The organism is Maricaulis sp. CAU 1757 (genome assembly GCF_054482675.1).
In genome coordinates, this window is the sequence record NZ_JBTLRI010000001.1 from 745,442 (window position 1) to 761,590 (window position 16,149).

Consider the following 16,149-nt stretch of genomic DNA (forward strand, 5'->3'; position numbering starts at 1 on the left):
TGAAACCTGACGTCGCATGCGGCTTGGCAAGTGTGGCCAAGCAGGCTTCAGTGCGGGCCATCAGCGGCGCAGGCAGGCAAATAGGCCGCCCGCAATTGCCCACCGCTCCAATCCGTTTTACCCGCCTTCATGGCGGGGCCTCTGATCTGGTTTCGCATTCGAGGCGGCAGCCATCTTTGGAGCTGACAGGTTTCGAGGCCCCGCCATGAAGGCGGGGAAAACATGGATAGAGCCTGTGAGAAAACGGGGTGCCGCGCCCGCACCACCCCAATCATCTCTTGCCGGGATGCCGCCTCAGTCAGCTTTCCAGGTCAAGGGTCCTGACCGCGAAGCGGCGGTGCGCGCCCTTGACCTGGAAAGCTGACTGAGGCCCGCTGGCTGACAAGAGATCAATGGCTCTCTCCGCGCCGGTTGCGCTTGTTCTCGAAAGGCTTCTCTGCCTGTCATCCCGCATGCATGCCCCGCGCAGGCGGGGCGAAAGTGCGGGACCCATCTTCCCGGAGTGCGCCGCATCGAGCTCCAATCGGCCGGCGTCGGCGCGTATAGGTCCCGGCCCTCCGCCCCGCATCCGCAGGGCATCCGGCCGGGATGACAGCGGGTTCATTGCAGCCAGCTCCACGCAAAAAATGGCCCGGACGAACCGGGCCATTCGATACTCGCACAAGCCGTCGGCAGCCCTAGCCGCGCGACGCTTTCTTGCGCTCGTGCTCCTTCAGGAACACCTTGCGGATGCGGATCGACTGCGGGGTCACCTCGACGAGTTCGTCGTCATTGATGAATTCCAGCGCGTATTCCAGGGTCAGCTTGACCGGCGGGGTCAGGACGATGTTCTCGTCGGTGCCCGAGGCGCGCATATTGGTCAGCTTCTTGCCCTTGGTCGGGTTGACGATCATGTCCTCTTCGCGGGCATTCACGCCGATGATCATGCCTTCATAGACATCCACCGCGTGACCGACGAAGAGCTTGCCGCGTTCCTGCAGGTTGAACAGGGCGAAGCCCAGCACCTTGCCGTCGATCATCGACACCATGGCACCGTTGTGGCGCTGGCCGATCTCGCCGCCGGTCTTGGGGGCGTAGTGGTCGAAGGTGTGGAACATCAGGCCGGAGCCCGAGGTCAGGGTGAGGAATTCGGAGCGGAAGCCGATCAGGCCGCGGGTCGGGATGACATAGTCCAGGCGCACCCGGCCATGCCCGTCCGGCACCATGTTCTTGAGTTCGGCCTTGCGCTGGCCGAGCTTTTCCATGACCCCGCCCTGGTGTTCTTCCTCCAGATCGACGGTCAGGCTCTCATACGGCTCGCTGGGCACGCCATCGATGTCCTTGATGACCACGCGCGGCCGGCCCACGGCCAGTTCGAAGCCCTCGCGGCGCATCGTCTCGATGAGGATGGACAGGTGCAGCTCGCCACGTCCGGACACGGTGAACTTGTCCGGATTGTCCTGCTGTTCGACCTTCAGCGCCACATTGTGGATGAGCTCGCGGTCGAGGCGTTCCTTGAGATTGCGCGAAGTCACGAACTTGCCCTCGCGGCCGGCGAACGGGCTGTCATTGACCTGGAAGGTCATCGACAGGGTCGGTTCGTCGACCGACAGCAGCGGCAGCGCCTCGACATGATCGGGATCGCACAGCGTGTCGGAGATCTTGAGCTCGTCAATGCCGGTGAAGGTGATGATGTCGCCGGCCTGGGCGTCCTCGCGCTCGACCCGCTCGAGGCCGTGGAAACCGAAGATCTGCTGGACCTTGCCCTTGACCTGGCGGCCGTCGGCCTTGGCCACGGTGACCGGCTGGTTGCGCTTGACCCGGCCGCGGGCGACGCGGCCGATGCCGATGACGCCGGTGAAGCTGGAATAGTCCAGCGCCGAAACCTGCAGCTGCAGCGGGCCGTCCGGATCGACGTCCGGCTTCGGCGTGTGCGCCGTGATCATCTCGAACAGCGGTGTCATGTCGGTGCCGATCTCGCCGGCCTCGCTGGCGGCCCAGCCCTGCAGCGCCGAGGCGTAGACGACCGGGAAGTCGAGCTGTTCCTCTGTGGCGCCGAGACGGTCAAACAGGTCGAAGGTCTGGTCAACCACCCAGTCGGGACGGGCCGAGGGGCGGTCCGCCTTGTTGATCACCACGATCGGCTTGAGGCCGCGGGCCAGCGCCTTCTTGGTGACAAAAGAGGTCTGCGGCATGGGGCCGTCGACCGCGTCGACCAGAAGCAGTACGCCGTCCACCATCGACAGCACGCGCTCCACCTCGCCGCCGAAATCGGCGTGGCCCGGCGTGTCGACGATGTTGATGTTCCAGTCGCCCCAGGTCACGGCCGTGTTCTTGGCCAGGATGGTGATCCCGCGCTCTTTCTCGAGGTCGTTGGAGTCCATCAGGCGCTCGGACGCGTCGGCGCGGTCACCGAGCGTTCCGGACTGGCGAAGCAGCTGGTCGACCAGCGTGGTCTTTCCGTGGTCAACGTGGGCCACGATGGCGATATTGCGCAGCTTGTCGAGGGACGCGCTCATGGGATCATTCCTGTAGTGAAAGGCGCGCCCTCTTACGCCGGGACGCGCGTTGTGGCCACCCCTTATTCCGCGAGCGGCGGGCGGCTGGTGGGATCAGGTCTCGCTGGGTCGGGCCCGGCCGTTGAAGCCATTCGCGGCGATCGGCAGCCAATTGCTCAGCACACCGCGCACCGAGGCGAATACCAGGGAGGCGAAGAAGACGGTGAAGAAAAGCGCCCAGGCCCAGCGCCCGGCTGTCCCCCGCAGCGCTTCCAGACTGACCACCGACACGAAGTACCAGTCCGGGCCGGCCACCCTGCTGAACGCCAGCACATGGCCGGAGTCCAGCCCCATGACGACGCCGTTCGGGCGCGGGTCATCGGCCAGCAGGGCCATCACCTCGCGCGGGTCGACCGGTACCAGCTCGCGCCCGGCCGGCTCGCCGCGACCGATGACCTGGCCCTCCCGGTCGAACAGCAGGTTGACGCCGTCGCGCGGCGGCGCGCTCAAGGCATGGGTGATGTGGTCATTCATCTGGATCGAGGTGCCGAAGGCCCCGATCAGGCGATCGCCCTCATAGATCGGCAGCCGGCACGCCGTGGCCGCCCGCTCGCCATTGTCGGCATAGACATAGCGCGACAGGCGCGTGCACTGCATGGCGCGCTGCGGATTGGTGGCCGCGCCGAACAGGCGCGGATCCTCGTCCGCCACGAGGCGGAAATCGGACGGCGCTTCGAGGCGGTAATACTCCAGCCGGTCCTCGCGCAGCGGCGCGAACAGCACCGCCCGGCTGTCCGGGGTGAAGTAGTAGAGGCTGGTGAAGCGGGCCAGATGGGCTTCGCCGACCGTGCGCACGGTGTGGAAGGCCGCGAGGAAGTGCCGCTTGTCCTCGAGTGTCATCATCCCCGCGTCGGCCAGGAAGGCCCCGACGCCATAGACATGATCGCCACCGGGCAGGGTCATGCCGTCGTACAGGCCCGGCGCGCTGCGCCGCGTGCCGTCCCCGAAATGCGGATACAGGGCGTCGAACTGCGAGGCGACCAGGGCGTCGTCATCGAGCGCTGCTACCCGCCGCTGAAAGGCCAGTGTCGCGGCTTCGTTGAACGCCAGCGCCTCGTCAAACAGGATCTGCTCGCGCTCGGCGCGCACGCGGATATAGGATTGCAGGACACCGACCCGTTCCGACTTGAGCGCCTCGAACAGGATCACATAGCCCGCCAGGGCCGATACGGTGGCCAGCGCCGCGGTAACGGCGACATGCAAGCCGATGACGAAAATTTGCCTGGATGTCACGTACGCGGATCCTGAAACCTGAACCCGCTCGTATAGCCGCTTTGCCCGCCGGATGTAGTGATAAATCATGCGGGCTTCGGGGCCAGCCGCTAGTCGTTGCGCGGCATCGCCTCGGCCAGCTTCTTGAGCAGGGCGCAGAACTGCGCCTGCTCGGCCGGGCTCAGCAGCGCATCGGCCGGCATCGGCACGGCCTCGACTGCCGGGCGCAGGGTCTGGTAGAGACGCGCCCCCTTTTCGGTCAGGAAGAGATGGCTGACCCGGCCGTCCGACTGCGATGCGCGGCGCACCACCAGCCCCGCTTCCAGCAGGCCCTTGGTGGCCCGGCTGACGATGCCCTTGTCCATCGGCGTCATCGCCACGACCTCGTTGGCGGTGCGCCCCGGGCGCTCGGCCACCGCCGCCAGCACCCGCCATTGTGACAGGTTGAGATCACCCTGCTCGCGCACGATCGCCGCCGTGCGTCGGGCCACCAGCTCGGCCAGGACCGTGACCTGATAGGGCCAGTACGCGTCCAGACGGATCACCGCGCGCGGCGTCGCGACGTCGGTCTGGCTGGCGGTATCGGGCTCGGGCGGGGTCATGGCGGTCTCGGCTCTTCGGGTTCGGCGGTGCTGGCGTTCGTGGCCGTTTCGTCTATATCAGGGCGGTCTTCGTCAGTCGCCGCGCTGGAGTCCGGCCCCGGGCCCGACACGGCACTGACTTCGGCATTTTAGTTGCAATCACAACTTGACGCAATAGCAACCATAATGTTACCGAGACGCTGAATTCGGCCGCTACCCCCGGGCCCGCCGGCCGCCACCCCCGATCCAGGAGACTTTCCATGGCAGACCTTTTCGAGAATCCGATGGGCCTTTGCGGCTTTGAGTTCGTCGAATTCACCGCCCCGGAGCGCGGCATCATCGAGCCGGTGTTCAAGACCATGGGCTTCACCCACGTGGCCAATCACCGCTCCAAGGACATCGAGCTGTGGCGCCAGGGCGACATCAATTTCCTGATCAATTACGAGCCCAACACCCCGGCCGCCTTCTTCGCCGCCGAGCACGGCCCGTCGGCTTCCGGCATGGGTTTCCGCGTCCAGGACGCCCAGGACGCCTACGAGCTGGCCCTGTCCAAGGGCGCCCAGCCGGTCGTGACCGAGACCCGCGTCTCCGAGCTGCGCCTGCCGGCCATCCGCGGCATTGGCGGCGCCACCGTCTACCTGATCGACCGCTTCCAGGACGGCCAGTCGATCTATGACATCGATTTCGAATACCTCGACGGCGTCGAGCGCCATCCCAAGGGCGCCGGCTTCAATGTCATCGATCACCTGACCCACAACGTCTACAAGGGCCGCATGGACTACTGGGCCAAGTATTACGAGGACCTCTTCAACTTCCGCGAGATCCGCTATTTCGACATCAAGGGCGAGTATACCGGCCTCTTGTCGCGCGCCATGACCGCCCCGGACGGCCTGATCCGCATCCCGCTCAACGAGGAAAAATCCGATGGCGTCGGCCAGATCGAGGAATACCTGCGCGAGTACAAGGGCGAAGGCATCCAGCACATCGCCTTCTCCTGCGACAATCTCCTGGAATGCTGGGACCGCCTCAACGAGTTCGGCGTCGAGTTCATGACTGCTCCGCCGGAGACCTATTACGAGATGCTCGACGAGCGCCTGCCGGGCCATGGCGAGCCGGCGGACGAGCTGAAGAAGCGCGGCATCCTGCTGGACGGCACCACCGAGGGCGGCCAGCCGCGTCTCCTGCTGCAGATCTTCTCGGCCAAGGCGATCGGCCCGATCTTCTTCGAATTCATCCAGCGCAAGGAAGACGAGGGCTTCGGCGAGGGCAATTTCAAGGCCCTGTTCGAGTCCATCGAGCGTGACCAGATCAAGCGCGGCGTCCTGAAGACCAAGGAAGACGCGTAACCCGACCTGCGCCGGGCTTCGGCCCGGCGCCCTGCCCCTCCACCTGCCTCACCGGAGTCCCGTCATGACCGTCAAGCTGTCCCGCATCCACCACGTGGCCTATCGCTGCAAGGACGCCAAGGAGACCGTCGAGTTCTACCAGCGCGTCATGAACATGGACTTCAAGCTGGCCATCGCCGAGAACGAGGTCCCCTCCACCAAGGCGCCCGACCCCTACATGCACGTTTTCCTCGACGCCGGATCGGGCAATGTCCTGGCCTTCTTCGAACTGCCCAACTCGCCGGAAATGGGCCGCGACGGCAACACGCCGGAATGGGTCCAGCACATCGCCTTCGAGGTCGAGGACATGGACGCCCTGATGGCCGCCAAGGAGCACATCGAGGGTGAGGGCATCGAGGTCTTGGGCCCGGTCAATCACGGCATCTTCAAGTCGATCTACTTCTTCGACCCGAACGGTCACCGCCTCGAACTGGCCGCCAACACCGCCACCGACGAGCAGATGGCCCAGCTCAAGGAGGTCGCCCCGGCCATGATCGAGGAATGGAGCGTCACCAAGCGCGCCCCCAAGCACGCCGCCTGGCTGCACGAACAGGACTGAGGCCCCTCCCTCTTCCCACCCACCCGTTTCCCCCGCCTTCATGGCGGGGCCTGTGATCGCTTGTTCCGCGGGAAATGGCAGCCGGAGTATGGCTCGGTTGGAGCCCGAAACGCTGCGGGCGACTGGCTTGCGGGCCGGATTGAAGGCCCCGGCATGCGCCGGGGGAAACGGTGCTTATACGGGGATACTGCCTCTGCCTTGGCGGTGGCTATTGCAATGAAGCGGACGCACCGCGCCCGCACCTATCCATTCATCTCTTGCCGAGATGCCGCCTCAGGGGGAAGTCCAAGTCAAGGCGCATGCCCGCTACGCGGCGCCGAAGGCGGCCTTGACTTGGACTTCCCCCTGAGGCCCGCTGGTTGACAAGAGATCAATGACTCTCTCCGCGCCGCGCGCGATCACTTTACACCGTCGCCATCCCCCGGTCCCGGCGACAGCCGGGATGACAGGGCAGGTACCACTAGCCCCGCCTCGACCAAGCGCCACCCCAGGCCCTTCCCCTTGATGGGAAAGTGGGCCGAGGCAAGGCCCCGGGCCGGAAGGGGTGAAGCCCGGCGCCCACGCCACCGTCCGGTCGCCCTGAACGCGCCTTTAACCCTGTCACTGCCATGCTTTCCCCCGAACCAGACCGAGGGGCCCTCGCCGCATGTCAGACACCTCCCCCTTCAGCGCGCCGGACAGCTTTCGCTCCGCCCTCGACCTGTCACCGGAATTCGCCGCTCACCTCGCGGCCGAGCACAGCCGCCTCTCCGCCTTCCTGATGCCCCGTGTGGCGCCCTATCATGCCGCCCTGCGCCTGGCCGGCACGCGCCTCGAACTGGCCGGTGACGAAGCCGCGGTCCGCGTCCTGCAGAATGTCATCCTGGCCGCCGGTGCGGCCTGGACGGAGAGCGCAGATGCCGAGGCGGCCTGGGCGCCCGGCCGCGTGGCGGAGGCCATTGCCGACACGCTGCAGCGCGACCTCGCCTTCCGGGTGGCCGGCCTGCGCCAGGCCGTGCGGCCGCGCTCCATGATGCAGCACGCCTTCATGGCGGCCCTGCTGGACCGCGAGCCCCCGGTGCTCATCGCCGCCGGCCCGACGGGCACCGGCAAGTCGCACCTCGCCCTTGCCGCCGGCATCGATATGCTCAATGAGGGCCGCTACAAGCATCTCGTGATCGCCCGGCCGGGCGGCGCCCATGCCCCCGGCGACACACCCGACACCTCTTTCGACCCGCATTACGCGGCCATCCGCGACGAGCTCCACGACCTGGTCGGCGCCGACGAGGTGCGCAGCCTGAAAACCGCGCACCGCCTCGAGATCATGCCGGTCAGCCACATGCGCGGCCGCACCTTCCAGAACACCTTCGTGATCATCGACGAGGCCCAGGACATGAGCGTGCCGACGACCCGCATGGCGGTGACCCGGCTTGGCCAGAATGCCCGCATCGTGCTGACCGGCGACCCCAGCTATGTCGAGCTCGGCCCCGGCGAGACCTCCGGCATGGCCCACCTGATGGAGCTGGTCGAAGACGCGCCGATCGCCCGCGTCTTCCGCTTCACCGCGGCCCAGATCATCCGGGCCCCGGTCGTCGCCGCCCTGGAAGCCCTCTACGAAAAGCCCTGAGGGGCCAATCCCGCCACCATGCGGGAAAACGGACACCCGGTTTCCTCTTGGGACTGGCCGGGTTTCAAGTCATGCTGTGACAACTGGGCCGGATGAGGGCCCGGGCGGAGGGCCGAAAGGGGGGCCGCCTGCCATGATCCTGTCACGCCTGACCCGCGCCGTGCGCCAGCAGAACTGGTTCGCCGTCGCCCTCGAATTCGTCATCGTCGTGGCCGGCGTGCTGCTCGCCTTCCAGGTCACCGCCTGGAAGGCCGACCACGAGACCGAGGCGCGCGAGCACACCTATCTGGCCCGCCTCGCGGGCGATTTGCGGCACGACATCGCGCAGATCGACGCCTACATGGCCCGCATCCGCAACAAGGCCGCCGCCGCGGAGCGCATGATTGCCTATCACGAGGCCGAGGCGCTGCCCGACCTCGCGGCCTATTACAGCGACCTGCTGGAAGTCCTCTACTTCGCCCCGCACCGGCCGAACTACAGCTCGGTCGAGGCGCTCAAGAGCTCGGGTGATTTCGGCCTCCTGTCGAACGACCGGCTGGTCACCCAGATTCTCGACATCGAGGTGCTTTATGCCGACCTCCAGTTCACCCAGGACCATCTCTACCAGGACCTGTGGGCCTATCTCTACGAGACCTATGCCGACATCGGCGACTTCCAGCTCGCCATCGACGCCTGGACCGGCAATCCCGACCGCCCGGCCCTGACACCCGACATCGTCACCCGCGCCCGCTCCAGCCAGCGCATCCGCAACGGCCTGACCCTGGTGCGCTTCAACAGCCTGGAACTGCTCGTCACGCTGCAGGACATCCGCGACCACGCCGAAACCGCCCTCGCGGAAACCGGGAGCGCACCATGATCCTCGCCCGCATCACCCATGCCATCCGGACCCAGAACTGGTTCGCGGTCGTCCTCGAATTCGTGATCGTCATCGCTGGCGTGGTGATCGGTTTCCAGATCGCGCAGTGGGCGGACGACCGGGCCGCCGCCGAGCGCCGGGAGGCGGCGCTGGAACGGCTGCATGGCGAGGCCGAACAGGTCGTCGCCTATCACCAGCGGCATGTCCGCCTGCACGAAGACATGAATGCACTGCGGACAGAAGCCATCGAGCGCCTGATCGCCAATGACTGGGCCGATGCGGACCGGGGCGACATGGCGCAGGGGCTCAATTCGGTCGGCATCCTGCCCGCCGCCTATCCGCCGCGCTCGGTCTATGACGAGCTGATCAGCAATGGCGAGTTCGCGCAGCTCGGTTCACCGGAATTGCGTGGCGCGATTGGCCATTACCAGTCCCAGCTGACCTTCCTGCAGGCGCAGATCGACTATATCCGGATGCGCATCGAGGACCCGCTTGTGGTCGGACAACCCGGCGCCCGCGTGGTCTATCGACCCGGCACCGTGCGGGAACGCCGCTGGGAGTTCGATTACGAAACCCTGAGCCGCGACGAGGCCTTCATCCAGCGCCTGCTGCTCGGCAATAACGCCCAGCGCGCCGTCACCGACTGGACCCGGGAAACGCTGGAGGCGGCACAGGCCATGTGCGACGCCCTGGCCGACACCACGCGCCGACCCTGCCAGCCGCCGGAGACCGCGCCGCCAGCAGAGTGAGGGGACGCGCCGGGCCGGCCCTTCTCTGGCCCGTCACCGGACCGTCTGCCGCTCCGAACAAGCGGACGCGCCAGCGCCCGCTCCTGCCCATTCATCTCTTGCCGAGAGTCCGCCTCAGAGGGTCCATTGTGTCAAGGGTTTCAACCGCGTAGCGGCGCTGCGCGCCCTTGACACAATGAACCCTCTGAGGCCCGCTAGCCGACAAGAGATCAATGGTCCTCTCCGCGCCCGGCGCGAGACGTCTCAAGTATTGCCAATCCGGCCGCATGACTTGCACAGGCCGACCGGAGCGTGGGGACCAAAACCCCTGCCCGCGCTCGCGCCAAATAATTCCCGTTCGCCCACGAAACCATGTAGCTTCGCCCGAGGCGGGAGGCCACATGAACAAACTGATCGGGGAATTGCGGCGTCGGAGCATCTTCCGCGTCGCCGCCGCCTACCTGGTGGCCGGCTGGCTGATCATGCAGGTCGTCGCCACCATCGGCACCGCCGCCGGCCTGCCCGACTGGACCGACAGCTTCGCCCTGATCCTGCTCCTCACCGGCTTTCCCATCGTGCTCTTCATCGCCTGGGCCTTCGAGCTGAGCCCCGACGGGTTGAAGCAGACCGAGGCGTCCGGCGCGGCCGCCGGCTTCAAGCCGCTGGGCCCCAGCGACTGGGTGCTCATGGCCGGCGTGGCGGTCGTGCTCGCCGTGGCGGCGGTCCAGGCCCTGACCGGCAGCCCTGCGGCCCCCGGCCCGCAGATCGCCGACCGCCCGGGCGGCACCACCGAAACCCGCTCGCGCATCGCCGGTGCCCTCGACACGTCGATCGCCGTCCTGCCCTTCGCCGACCTGTCGGCCGACGGCGACAAGCAGTATTTCGGCGACGGCATTGCCGAGGAAATCCTCAACGTTCTGGCCCGCATCGAGGTGCTCGACGTGACCTCGCGCACCTCCGCCTTCGCCTTCCGCAGCGACAGCGCGCTGTCGATCCCGGACATCGCCGAAATTCTCGGCGTGCGGCATGTGCTGGAAGGCTCGATCCGCACCGCCGGCGGCAATATCCGCGTCACCGCCCAGCTGATCGATGCGGCGTCCGACACCCATGTCTGGTCGGAGACCTATGACCGGGCCCTGACGGCCGAGAACGTGTTCGCCATCCAGGACGAGATCGCCAGCGCGATCACCGCCCAGCTGACCCAGCGCCTCGGCATCACCGTCACGGCGACGGCCGGCCCCGCTGCCGGTGGCACCAGCGAGGTCAGCGCCTATGAGGCCTATCTGCAAGGACGCACGCTCTTCATCAACCGCAATTACGACAACCTGCGCCTGTCGATCACGGCACTGGAGCAGGCGGTCGAGCTCGATCCGGACTTCGGCCGCGCCTGGGGCGTGCTGGCGATGGCCTATGTGGTCGCACCGCAATGGGGTCTCGTCGACCGTCCCTATTACACGCTGGCCGAGGACGCCGCGAACCGGGCCTTCGCCATCGACCCGGACAATGCCGACGCCTTCACGGCCATGGGTGTGCTCCACGAATTCGCCGATGTCGCCGATTACAACGCGGCGATCGAAGCCTTCCAGAACGCCATCGCCTCCGATCCGCAAGCCACCACGGCCCATCTCTGGCTCGGCCAGGCCTGGCGCAATCTCGGTTTCTTCGACCGGGCGCAGGCCTCGGTGGAAGCCTGCCTGGCCATCGATCCGGATTACCCGGTCTGCCTGTTCACCCGCGCCGAGGCCGACCTGTTCCAGGGCGATTACCCGACCGCGACAGCCCATCTGCTGGCGGTCTACGCGACCAGCCACACCGAGGCCTATCCGACCATGCTTGGCGGCGCGGCCGCGCAGGGCGATGAAGTCCTGCTGACCCTGATGCTGCGCGAGATGGCCGATCTCATCAGTCCGAATGCACGCTGGATGGTCCATGATCTGCGACGTGCGCTCAGCGACGAGGTTTATGACCGGGCGGCAGCGCTTGACCGTTTCGAGGCCCGCTTAGCGGGCTTTGAGGGCCAGGGAGCCTATGGCGATCCCTATCTGATCTCCGCCTATCTGCTGGCTTTCCGGGCCTATCACCGTCTGCCGGAGCTCGGCAGCGGCCAGGCGCCCTGGTGGTGGGCACCGGGCTATCCGGGCCTGGCCTCCAGTGCCGCCCGCCACCGCATGCTCGAGGTCGCCAATGTTCACCCCTATTGGCGACAGCACGGCTTTCCGCCGCAATGCCGGCCGCTCGGGGCCGACGATTTCGAGTGCGATTGAGCCCGGGTCCGCACTCTCGACCGCCCCCTCCCGGCCCGACGCGTGTCCTGGCTTCCATAGTGCCCCCGCCGCTGCAGACTTCTCGACCTTGCCCGAGTCTAACCCCGGACAGACCCCGTCGGATTGTTCGCACCAGAAGAATCACAAGCCATTGAATTAGCGATAAATAATTTCTGAACTCCCGGGGATACAGCGAAAGTTTTCCCCGTTTTCGCCAATGCGCCCTGGAAGCGCCCCTAGACCAGCGCCCGCTGCGGCCCGTCACCGGGCTCGGTCAGCCACTCGCCCTCGGCCCGCACATTTCCGACCGCCTTGTTGGCTTCGCGGATGCGCATCGCCTCGGCCGGCGGGCCCTGCAGGAGGAGCTCGCTCTGCGGGCTTTGCGGGTCGAGCCAGGCCTCGAAATCCTCCGGTCCCAGCATGACCGGCATGCGGGTGTGGATCTCGGCCATGGCGGCATTCGGCGCCGTGGTCAGGATGGTGAAGCTGTCGATGGTCTCGCCCTCGACCTCCGCCGTGTCCCAGAGCCCGGCAAAGCCGAACCAGTCCTGTCCTTCCAGCGAGATGAACCAGGGCTGTTTCTCGCCCTTCGGCCCGGTCCATTCGTAAAAGCCGATGGCCGGCACGATGCAGTGCCGGCGCTGGAAGGGTCCGCGGAAGAACGGCTTTTCGGCCGCCGTCTCGGCCTTCGCGTTGAAGGTTGAGAATTTCATCTCTTTCAGCGGCTTGGACCAGAAGGCCGGGACCAGTCCCCAGCGCGCCATGACCGCTTCCGACTGGCCGTCCTCGCGCCGGATGATCGGCGCCATCTGGGTCGGCGCGATATTCCAGCGCGGCTCGAGATTGAGCGCGCCCTGCTGCAGCTTGAAGCTCTGCTGCAGGATCCACCATTCCAGCTTGCCGAGGGCGTAGCGTCCACACATGCCGGCCAGCCTAACGCCCCGGCACGCGACGTCCAGCTTGACTCTCTGGTCCGCCAGGCAGATATTCACCCTCAAAGGTGAATATGAATGCAGCCACAGCCCGCCCCCGATCTCGACCACGCCTTCCTGGCGCTCGCCGACCCGACCCGGCGGGCCATCCTGGCCCGCCTGGCGCGCGATCCGGGGGCTGAGGCGCGGGTCACCGAGCTGGCGGCGCCCTTCGAGATCTCGCTCAATTCGGTGTCCAAGCATATCCGCATCCTCGAGCGCGCCCGCCTGGTCAGGCGGCGGCGCGCCGGACGCGAGCATTTTCTCTCTGCCGACCCGGCCGGCCTGGAGCAGGCCGGGCAGTGGATCGACCGCCAGCGCGCCTTCTGGAGCGACGCGCTGGACCGGCTGGAAACCGTGCTCCTGGAAGAGGATCAGCATCATGGAGACGACCCAGACAAGACCGGCTGAGCCGGTCCACGAAACCGGCCCGGACAGTGTCCGCGTGGAGCGCCTGCTGCCCGGCCCGATCGACCGCGTCTGGCAATACCTGGTCGACGGCGAAAAGCGCCGCACCTGGCTGGCCGGCGGTGATATCGAGGAGACCGAGGGCAGCCATTTCAAGTTTTATTTCAAGCACTCCGAGCTCTCGGCCGAACCGCCCAGGCCCGAGCACCAGAACTATGAGGGCGCCCATCCCTGCACCGTGCTCGAGGTCGACAGGCCGCACCGCCTGGTGATTTCCTGGAGCGAGCCGGAGGACGGCGATGCCAGCGACACCTCGCAGGTCACCTTCCAGCTGGAGGCGGTCGACAGCCGCGTCCGCCTCACCCTGACCCACGAGCGCCTGTCCGGCCCGGAAGGCAAGAAGGACGTCTCGATCGGCTGGCACGCCCATCTCGACGTGCTGCTGGCCCGCCTCAATGACGAGGAGCCGCCTTTCTTCTGGCGTCACATGGCGGCGATCAAGCCGATCTATGACGACAAGTATCCGGGCGTGAAGGACTTCTTCGAACGCCAGGCGGAGACGGCGGGCTAGCACACCGTGCCCCCCGGATTCGCCGCTTGACTCTTGCCCGCCCAGACCGGAACATTAGGAGAACATCCTGATGAGGTCTGAGCATGCGTGCTGTACCGGCACCCACCACGGGGCGGTCGCAGTTGGACGAACTGCGCCGCCAGATCAAGGCCCTCGAGGGCCGTGACGCCAGCGTCGCCCCCGCATCCGGCGGGGCGGCGGATGGCGGCGCTGCGCAGGCTCACAGCCCCTTTGAAACCTCCGGCCGGGGCGCTGCAGCGCGCCTGCCCCAGATCGCCAGCGGCCTGCACGAAACCTGCCCGGCCAGCTATCTCGACACCCCCGCCGCGCTGCTCTTCCAGACCGCCCTGATGGCGGTTCACGCCCGGCGGTGCGAGACCCCGCGGCCGCTGGTCTGGGTGGTGCCGCCGGCCGGCGCGCCGGAACAGGATTTCGGCCGCCCCTACCCGCCGGCCCTCCGGGCTTTCGGGCTCGACCCGGACAGCGTCCTCCTGGTCGAGGCCGGCGATCCGGGCCAGGCCCTGTGGGCCATGGAAGAGGGGCTCAGGGCCGGGGCCTGGGTGGTCGGCGAGACCGGTCGCTCGGCGCGCTATGACCTGACCGCCTCGAAACGCCTCGACCGCGCCGCCCGGGCGCGCGACAGCCTGGTCCTCGTGCTGCGCAGCCATGACGGCGTCGTGCCGTCCGCCGCCCGCACCCGCTGGCGCATCGCCGCCCGCCCCTCGGCGGCGCAGGCCTGGATGGGCGCCAGCGGCCTGCCCGGGCTCGGACCGCCGCGCTTTCATGCCGCCCTGGAACGCATGCGCGGCGACCGCCCGCGGGACTTCGAAATCGAGTGGAAGAATGAAACGCTTCATGTCCTTGAGCCTGCCCCTGTGGCCGACCGAGCGGCGGCATCGACGTCCCGCCCCGGCCAGGGCACCGGCGGCGCCACGCTGCACCGGCTCGGCCGCACCGGATGATCCGGCCCGCCCCTTCGCCCTGGTGCACAGCACGGCCGGCGGCGAGCGCCTGTACGCGCTCGACGCCGAGGCGGCGCGGCGCGGCCTCGCACTCGGCCAGGCCCTGGCCTCGGCCAAAGCGATCGAACCGACCCTCGTCATCGACAGCGCCACCCCCGAGACCGACCGCCGCCTGCTCGCCGCCTTCGCCCGCGGCTGTGGCCGCTGGTCGCCCTGGACCGCACCCGATCCCGGCGCGCCGGGCGAGGACGGCGTGCTGCTCGAAGTGACCGGCTGCGCCCATCTGTTCGGCGGCGAGCCGGCCCTGCTGGCCGAAGTGATCGCGCGCTGCCGGGCCCAGGGCCTGAGCGCCCACGCCGCCATCGCTCCGACCCTCGGCCTGGCCTGGGCCCTGGCCCGCCACGCGGCGCCGCGCCGGGCCGAGGGATGGGTCCTCACCGACACCGTCCAGCCGGTGCTCGACACGCTTCCGGTGGAAGGCCTGCGCATCGGCGACACCGCGGCCCGGCTGCACCGTTTCGGCCTGCGCCGGGTCGGCGATATCGCCCGCATTCCGCGCGCCCAGCTGGCCCGCCGCTTCGGCCGCGAACTGGTGCGCCGGCTCGACCAGGCCCGCGGCTCGGAAGCGGAGAGCCTGGCCCCGCTGCAGCCGAAAACCGCCCTGCGCGCCCGCCTCCACTTCGCCGAACCCCTGCTCCTGCTCGACGGTCTCAAACAGGCCGTGGCCAACACTGCCGGGGACCTCGCCCGCCTGCTCGAAACCCACGGGCTCGGCCTGCTGCGCGTCGAGCTCCACCTCTACCGCGTCGACGGCAAGACCCATCTCCTGAGCCTCGGCCTGGCCGCCCCGGCGCGCGATGCGAAACACGTCTCGCGCCTGTTCGAGGAAAAGCTCGACCGGGCCGAGATCGATATCGGTTTCGGCATAGAGACGGTCGAACTGGTCGCCCGCGAGGCGCGCCGCCTCGACGGTCGCCAGTCGGCCCTGACCGGCGGCGACGCGGTCGAGGCGGAGGACCTGGCCGTGCTCACCGACCGGCTCAGCGTCCGTCTCGGCGACCGCCAGGTCCAGCGCGTCGCCAGACGCCAGAGCCACCAGCCGGAGCGTGCCGCGCGATGGCATCCCGGTGGCCCGCCGCTCGCCGTCGCCGAGACCGGCCCGCCGGCCCTGCGCCCGATCACGGCGGAGCGTCCCCTGCTCGTCCTCACCCGGCCGGAACCCGCCGAAGCCGTGGCCGAGATCCCCGACGGTCCGCCGCGCAGCTTCGTGTGGCGCCGCGTCCGCCATCTCGTGCACCGCGCCGAGGGCCCGGAACGCCTCGCCCCCGACTGGTGGCGCGCCAGTCCCGAGAGCCCCGCCCGCACCCGCGACTATTTCCGCGTCGAGACCGTCGAGGGCCGCCGCTTCTGGCTCTTCCGCGACGGCCTCTACGCCCTCGAAACCCGCACCCCCCGCTGGTTCGTGCACGGGGCGAGTTAGCCCCTCCCCCGCCAAGCGGGGGAGGTGTC

Annotated in this window: 14 protein-coding genes; 10 read left to right on the forward strand and 4 right to left on the reverse strand. The window is 67.9% G+C overall.

Annotated features, from left to right (window positions below; genetic code table 11):
• Positions 1-677: 677 nt before the first annotated feature.
• From typA to ACXYMR_RS03465, 3 genes are all read right to left on the reverse strand, one after another.
• On the reverse strand, positions 678-2,498 hold the full coding sequence (gene typA / locus ACXYMR_RS03455) for a translational GTPase TypA (RefSeq protein WP_458941357.1): 1,821 nt from the start codon (positions 2,496-2,498) through the stop codon (positions 678-680).
• Between the two features lie 93 nt (positions 2,499-2,591).
• Positions 2,592-3,770 (reverse strand): hypothetical protein, encoded by a 1,179-nt coding sequence (locus tag ACXYMR_RS03460; protein WP_458941358.1) that lies wholly within the window; start codon positions 3,768-3,770, stop codon positions 2,592-2,594.
• An 89-nt stretch (positions 3,771-3,859) separates the two neighbouring features.
• The gene (locus ACXYMR_RS03465) at positions 3,860-4,351 is read right to left on the reverse strand and encodes a MarR family winged helix-turn-helix transcriptional regulator (RefSeq protein WP_458941359.1); all 492 of its coding nucleotides are present in this window, start codon (positions 4,349-4,351) and stop codon (positions 3,860-3,862) included.
• A gap of 239 nt (positions 4,352-4,590) precedes the next feature.
• Here ACXYMR_RS03465 and hppD point away from each other — a divergent pair, with 239 nt between their 5' ends.
• The 6 genes from hppD to ACXYMR_RS03495 all read left to right on the forward strand — a co-directional run bounded on the left by hppD (position 4,591) and on the right by ACXYMR_RS03495 (position 11,728).
• Positions 4,591-5,676: a 4-hydroxyphenylpyruvate dioxygenase gene (hppD, locus tag ACXYMR_RS03470; RefSeq protein WP_458941360.1), complete on the forward strand. Its 1,086-nt coding sequence runs from the start codon at positions 4,591-4,593 to the stop codon at positions 5,674-5,676.
• 64 nt (positions 5,677-5,740) lie between these two features.
• On the forward strand, positions 5,741-6,274 hold the full coding sequence (locus ACXYMR_RS03475) for a VOC family protein (protein WP_458941361.1): 534 nt from the start codon (positions 5,741-5,743) through the stop codon (positions 6,272-6,274).
• A gap of 646 nt (positions 6,275-6,920) precedes the next feature.
• Complete coding sequence (locus ACXYMR_RS03480; protein WP_458941362.1) at positions 6,921-7,880, forward strand: PhoH family protein; 960 nt, start codon at positions 6,921-6,923, stop codon at positions 7,878-7,880.
• Between the two features lie 133 nt (positions 7,881-8,013).
• On the forward strand, positions 8,014-8,736 hold the full coding sequence (locus ACXYMR_RS03485; protein ID WP_458941363.1) for a hypothetical protein: 723 nt from the start codon (positions 8,014-8,016) through the stop codon (positions 8,734-8,736).
• Positions 8,733-9,485: a hypothetical protein gene (locus ACXYMR_RS03490; RefSeq protein ID WP_458941364.1), complete on the forward strand. Its 753-nt coding sequence runs from the start codon at positions 8,733-8,735 to the stop codon at positions 9,483-9,485. The genes ACXYMR_RS03485 and ACXYMR_RS03490 overlap by 4 nt, the downstream gene beginning before the upstream one ends.
• A gap of 380 nt (positions 9,486-9,865) precedes the next feature.
• A complete protein-coding gene (locus ACXYMR_RS03495; protein ID WP_458941365.1) occupies positions 9,866-11,728 on the forward strand; it encodes a tetratricopeptide repeat protein in 1,863 nt (620 codons plus the stop codon).
• A 236-nt stretch (positions 11,729-11,964) separates the two neighbouring features.
• Here the strand turns inward: ACXYMR_RS03495 and ACXYMR_RS03500 are convergent, their stop codons facing one another.
• Positions 11,965-12,651 (reverse strand): SOS response-associated peptidase, encoded by a 687-nt coding sequence (locus tag ACXYMR_RS03500; RefSeq protein WP_458941366.1) that lies wholly within the window; start codon positions 12,649-12,651, stop codon positions 11,965-11,967.
• Positions 12,652-12,738: 87 nt separating this feature from the next.
• Here ACXYMR_RS03500 and ACXYMR_RS03505 point away from each other — a divergent pair, with 87 nt between their 5' ends.
• From ACXYMR_RS03505 to ACXYMR_RS03520, 4 genes are all read left to right on the forward strand, one after another.
• Complete coding sequence (locus ACXYMR_RS03505) at positions 12,739-13,110, forward strand: ArsR/SmtB family transcription factor (protein WP_458941367.1); 372 nt, start codon at positions 12,739-12,741, stop codon at positions 13,108-13,110.
• A complete protein-coding gene (locus tag ACXYMR_RS03510; protein WP_458941368.1) occupies positions 13,082-13,678 on the forward strand; it encodes an SRPBCC family protein in 597 nt (198 codons plus the stop codon). Before ACXYMR_RS03505 ends, ACXYMR_RS03510 begins: the two co-directional genes overlap by 29 nt.
• Positions 13,679-13,761: 83 nt before the next feature.
• The gene (locus ACXYMR_RS03515; RefSeq protein ID WP_458941369.1) at positions 13,762-14,640 is read left to right on the forward strand and encodes an ImuA family protein; all 879 of its coding nucleotides are present in this window, start codon (positions 13,762-13,764) and stop codon (positions 14,638-14,640) included.
• A complete protein-coding gene (locus tag ACXYMR_RS03520; protein ID WP_458941370.1) occupies positions 14,522-16,120 on the forward strand; it encodes a DUF6504 family protein in 1,599 nt (532 codons plus the stop codon). Before ACXYMR_RS03515 ends, ACXYMR_RS03520 begins: the two co-directional genes overlap by 119 nt.
• Positions 16,121-16,149: the final 29 nt, after the last annotated feature.

Excerpts from the sequence above, each read along its gene's own strand:
- ACXYMR_RS03475 (WP_458941361.1), top strand. The coding sequence starts at position 5,741 with ATGACCGTCAAGCTGTCCCGCATCCACCACGTGGCCTATCGCTGCAAG.
- typA (WP_458941357.1), bottom strand. The coding sequence starts at position 2,498 with ATGAGCGCGTCCCTCGACAAGCTGCGCAATATCGCCATCGTGGCCCAC.
- ACXYMR_RS03520 (WP_458941370.1), top strand. The coding sequence starts at position 14,522 with ATGAAACGCTTCATGTCCTTGAGCCTGCCCCTGTGGCCGACCGAGCGG.
- ACXYMR_RS03510 (WP_458941368.1), top strand. The coding sequence starts at position 13,082 with ATGGAGACGACCCAGACAAGACCGGCTGAGCCGGTCCACGAAACCGGC.
- ACXYMR_RS03465 (WP_458941359.1), bottom strand. The coding sequence starts at position 4,351 with ATGACCCCGCCCGAGCCCGATACCGCCAGCCAGACCGACGTCGCGACG.
- ACXYMR_RS03500 (WP_458941366.1), bottom strand. The coding sequence starts at position 12,651 with ATGTGTGGACGCTACGCCCTCGGCAAGCTGGAATGGTGGATCCTGCAG.
- ACXYMR_RS03490 (WP_458941364.1), top strand. The coding sequence starts at position 8,733 with ATGATCCTCGCCCGCATCACCCATGCCATCCGGACCCAGAACTGGTTC.
- ACXYMR_RS03505 (WP_458941367.1), top strand. The coding sequence starts at position 12,739 with ATGCAGCCACAGCCCGCCCCCGATCTCGACCACGCCTTCCTGGCGCTC.
- ACXYMR_RS03515 (WP_458941369.1), top strand. The coding sequence starts at position 13,762 with ATGCGTGCTGTACCGGCACCCACCACGGGGCGGTCGCAGTTGGACGAA.
- hppD (WP_458941360.1), top strand. The coding sequence starts at position 4,591 with ATGGCAGACCTTTTCGAGAATCCGATGGGCCTTTGCGGCTTTGAGTTC.
- ACXYMR_RS03480 (WP_458941362.1), top strand. The coding sequence starts at position 6,921 with ATGTCAGACACCTCCCCCTTCAGCGCGCCGGACAGCTTTCGCTCCGCC.
- ACXYMR_RS03485 (WP_458941363.1), top strand. The coding sequence starts at position 8,014 with ATGATCCTGTCACGCCTGACCCGCGCCGTGCGCCAGCAGAACTGGTTC.
- ACXYMR_RS03495 (WP_458941365.1), top strand. The coding sequence starts at position 9,866 with ATGAACAAACTGATCGGGGAATTGCGGCGTCGGAGCATCTTCCGCGTC.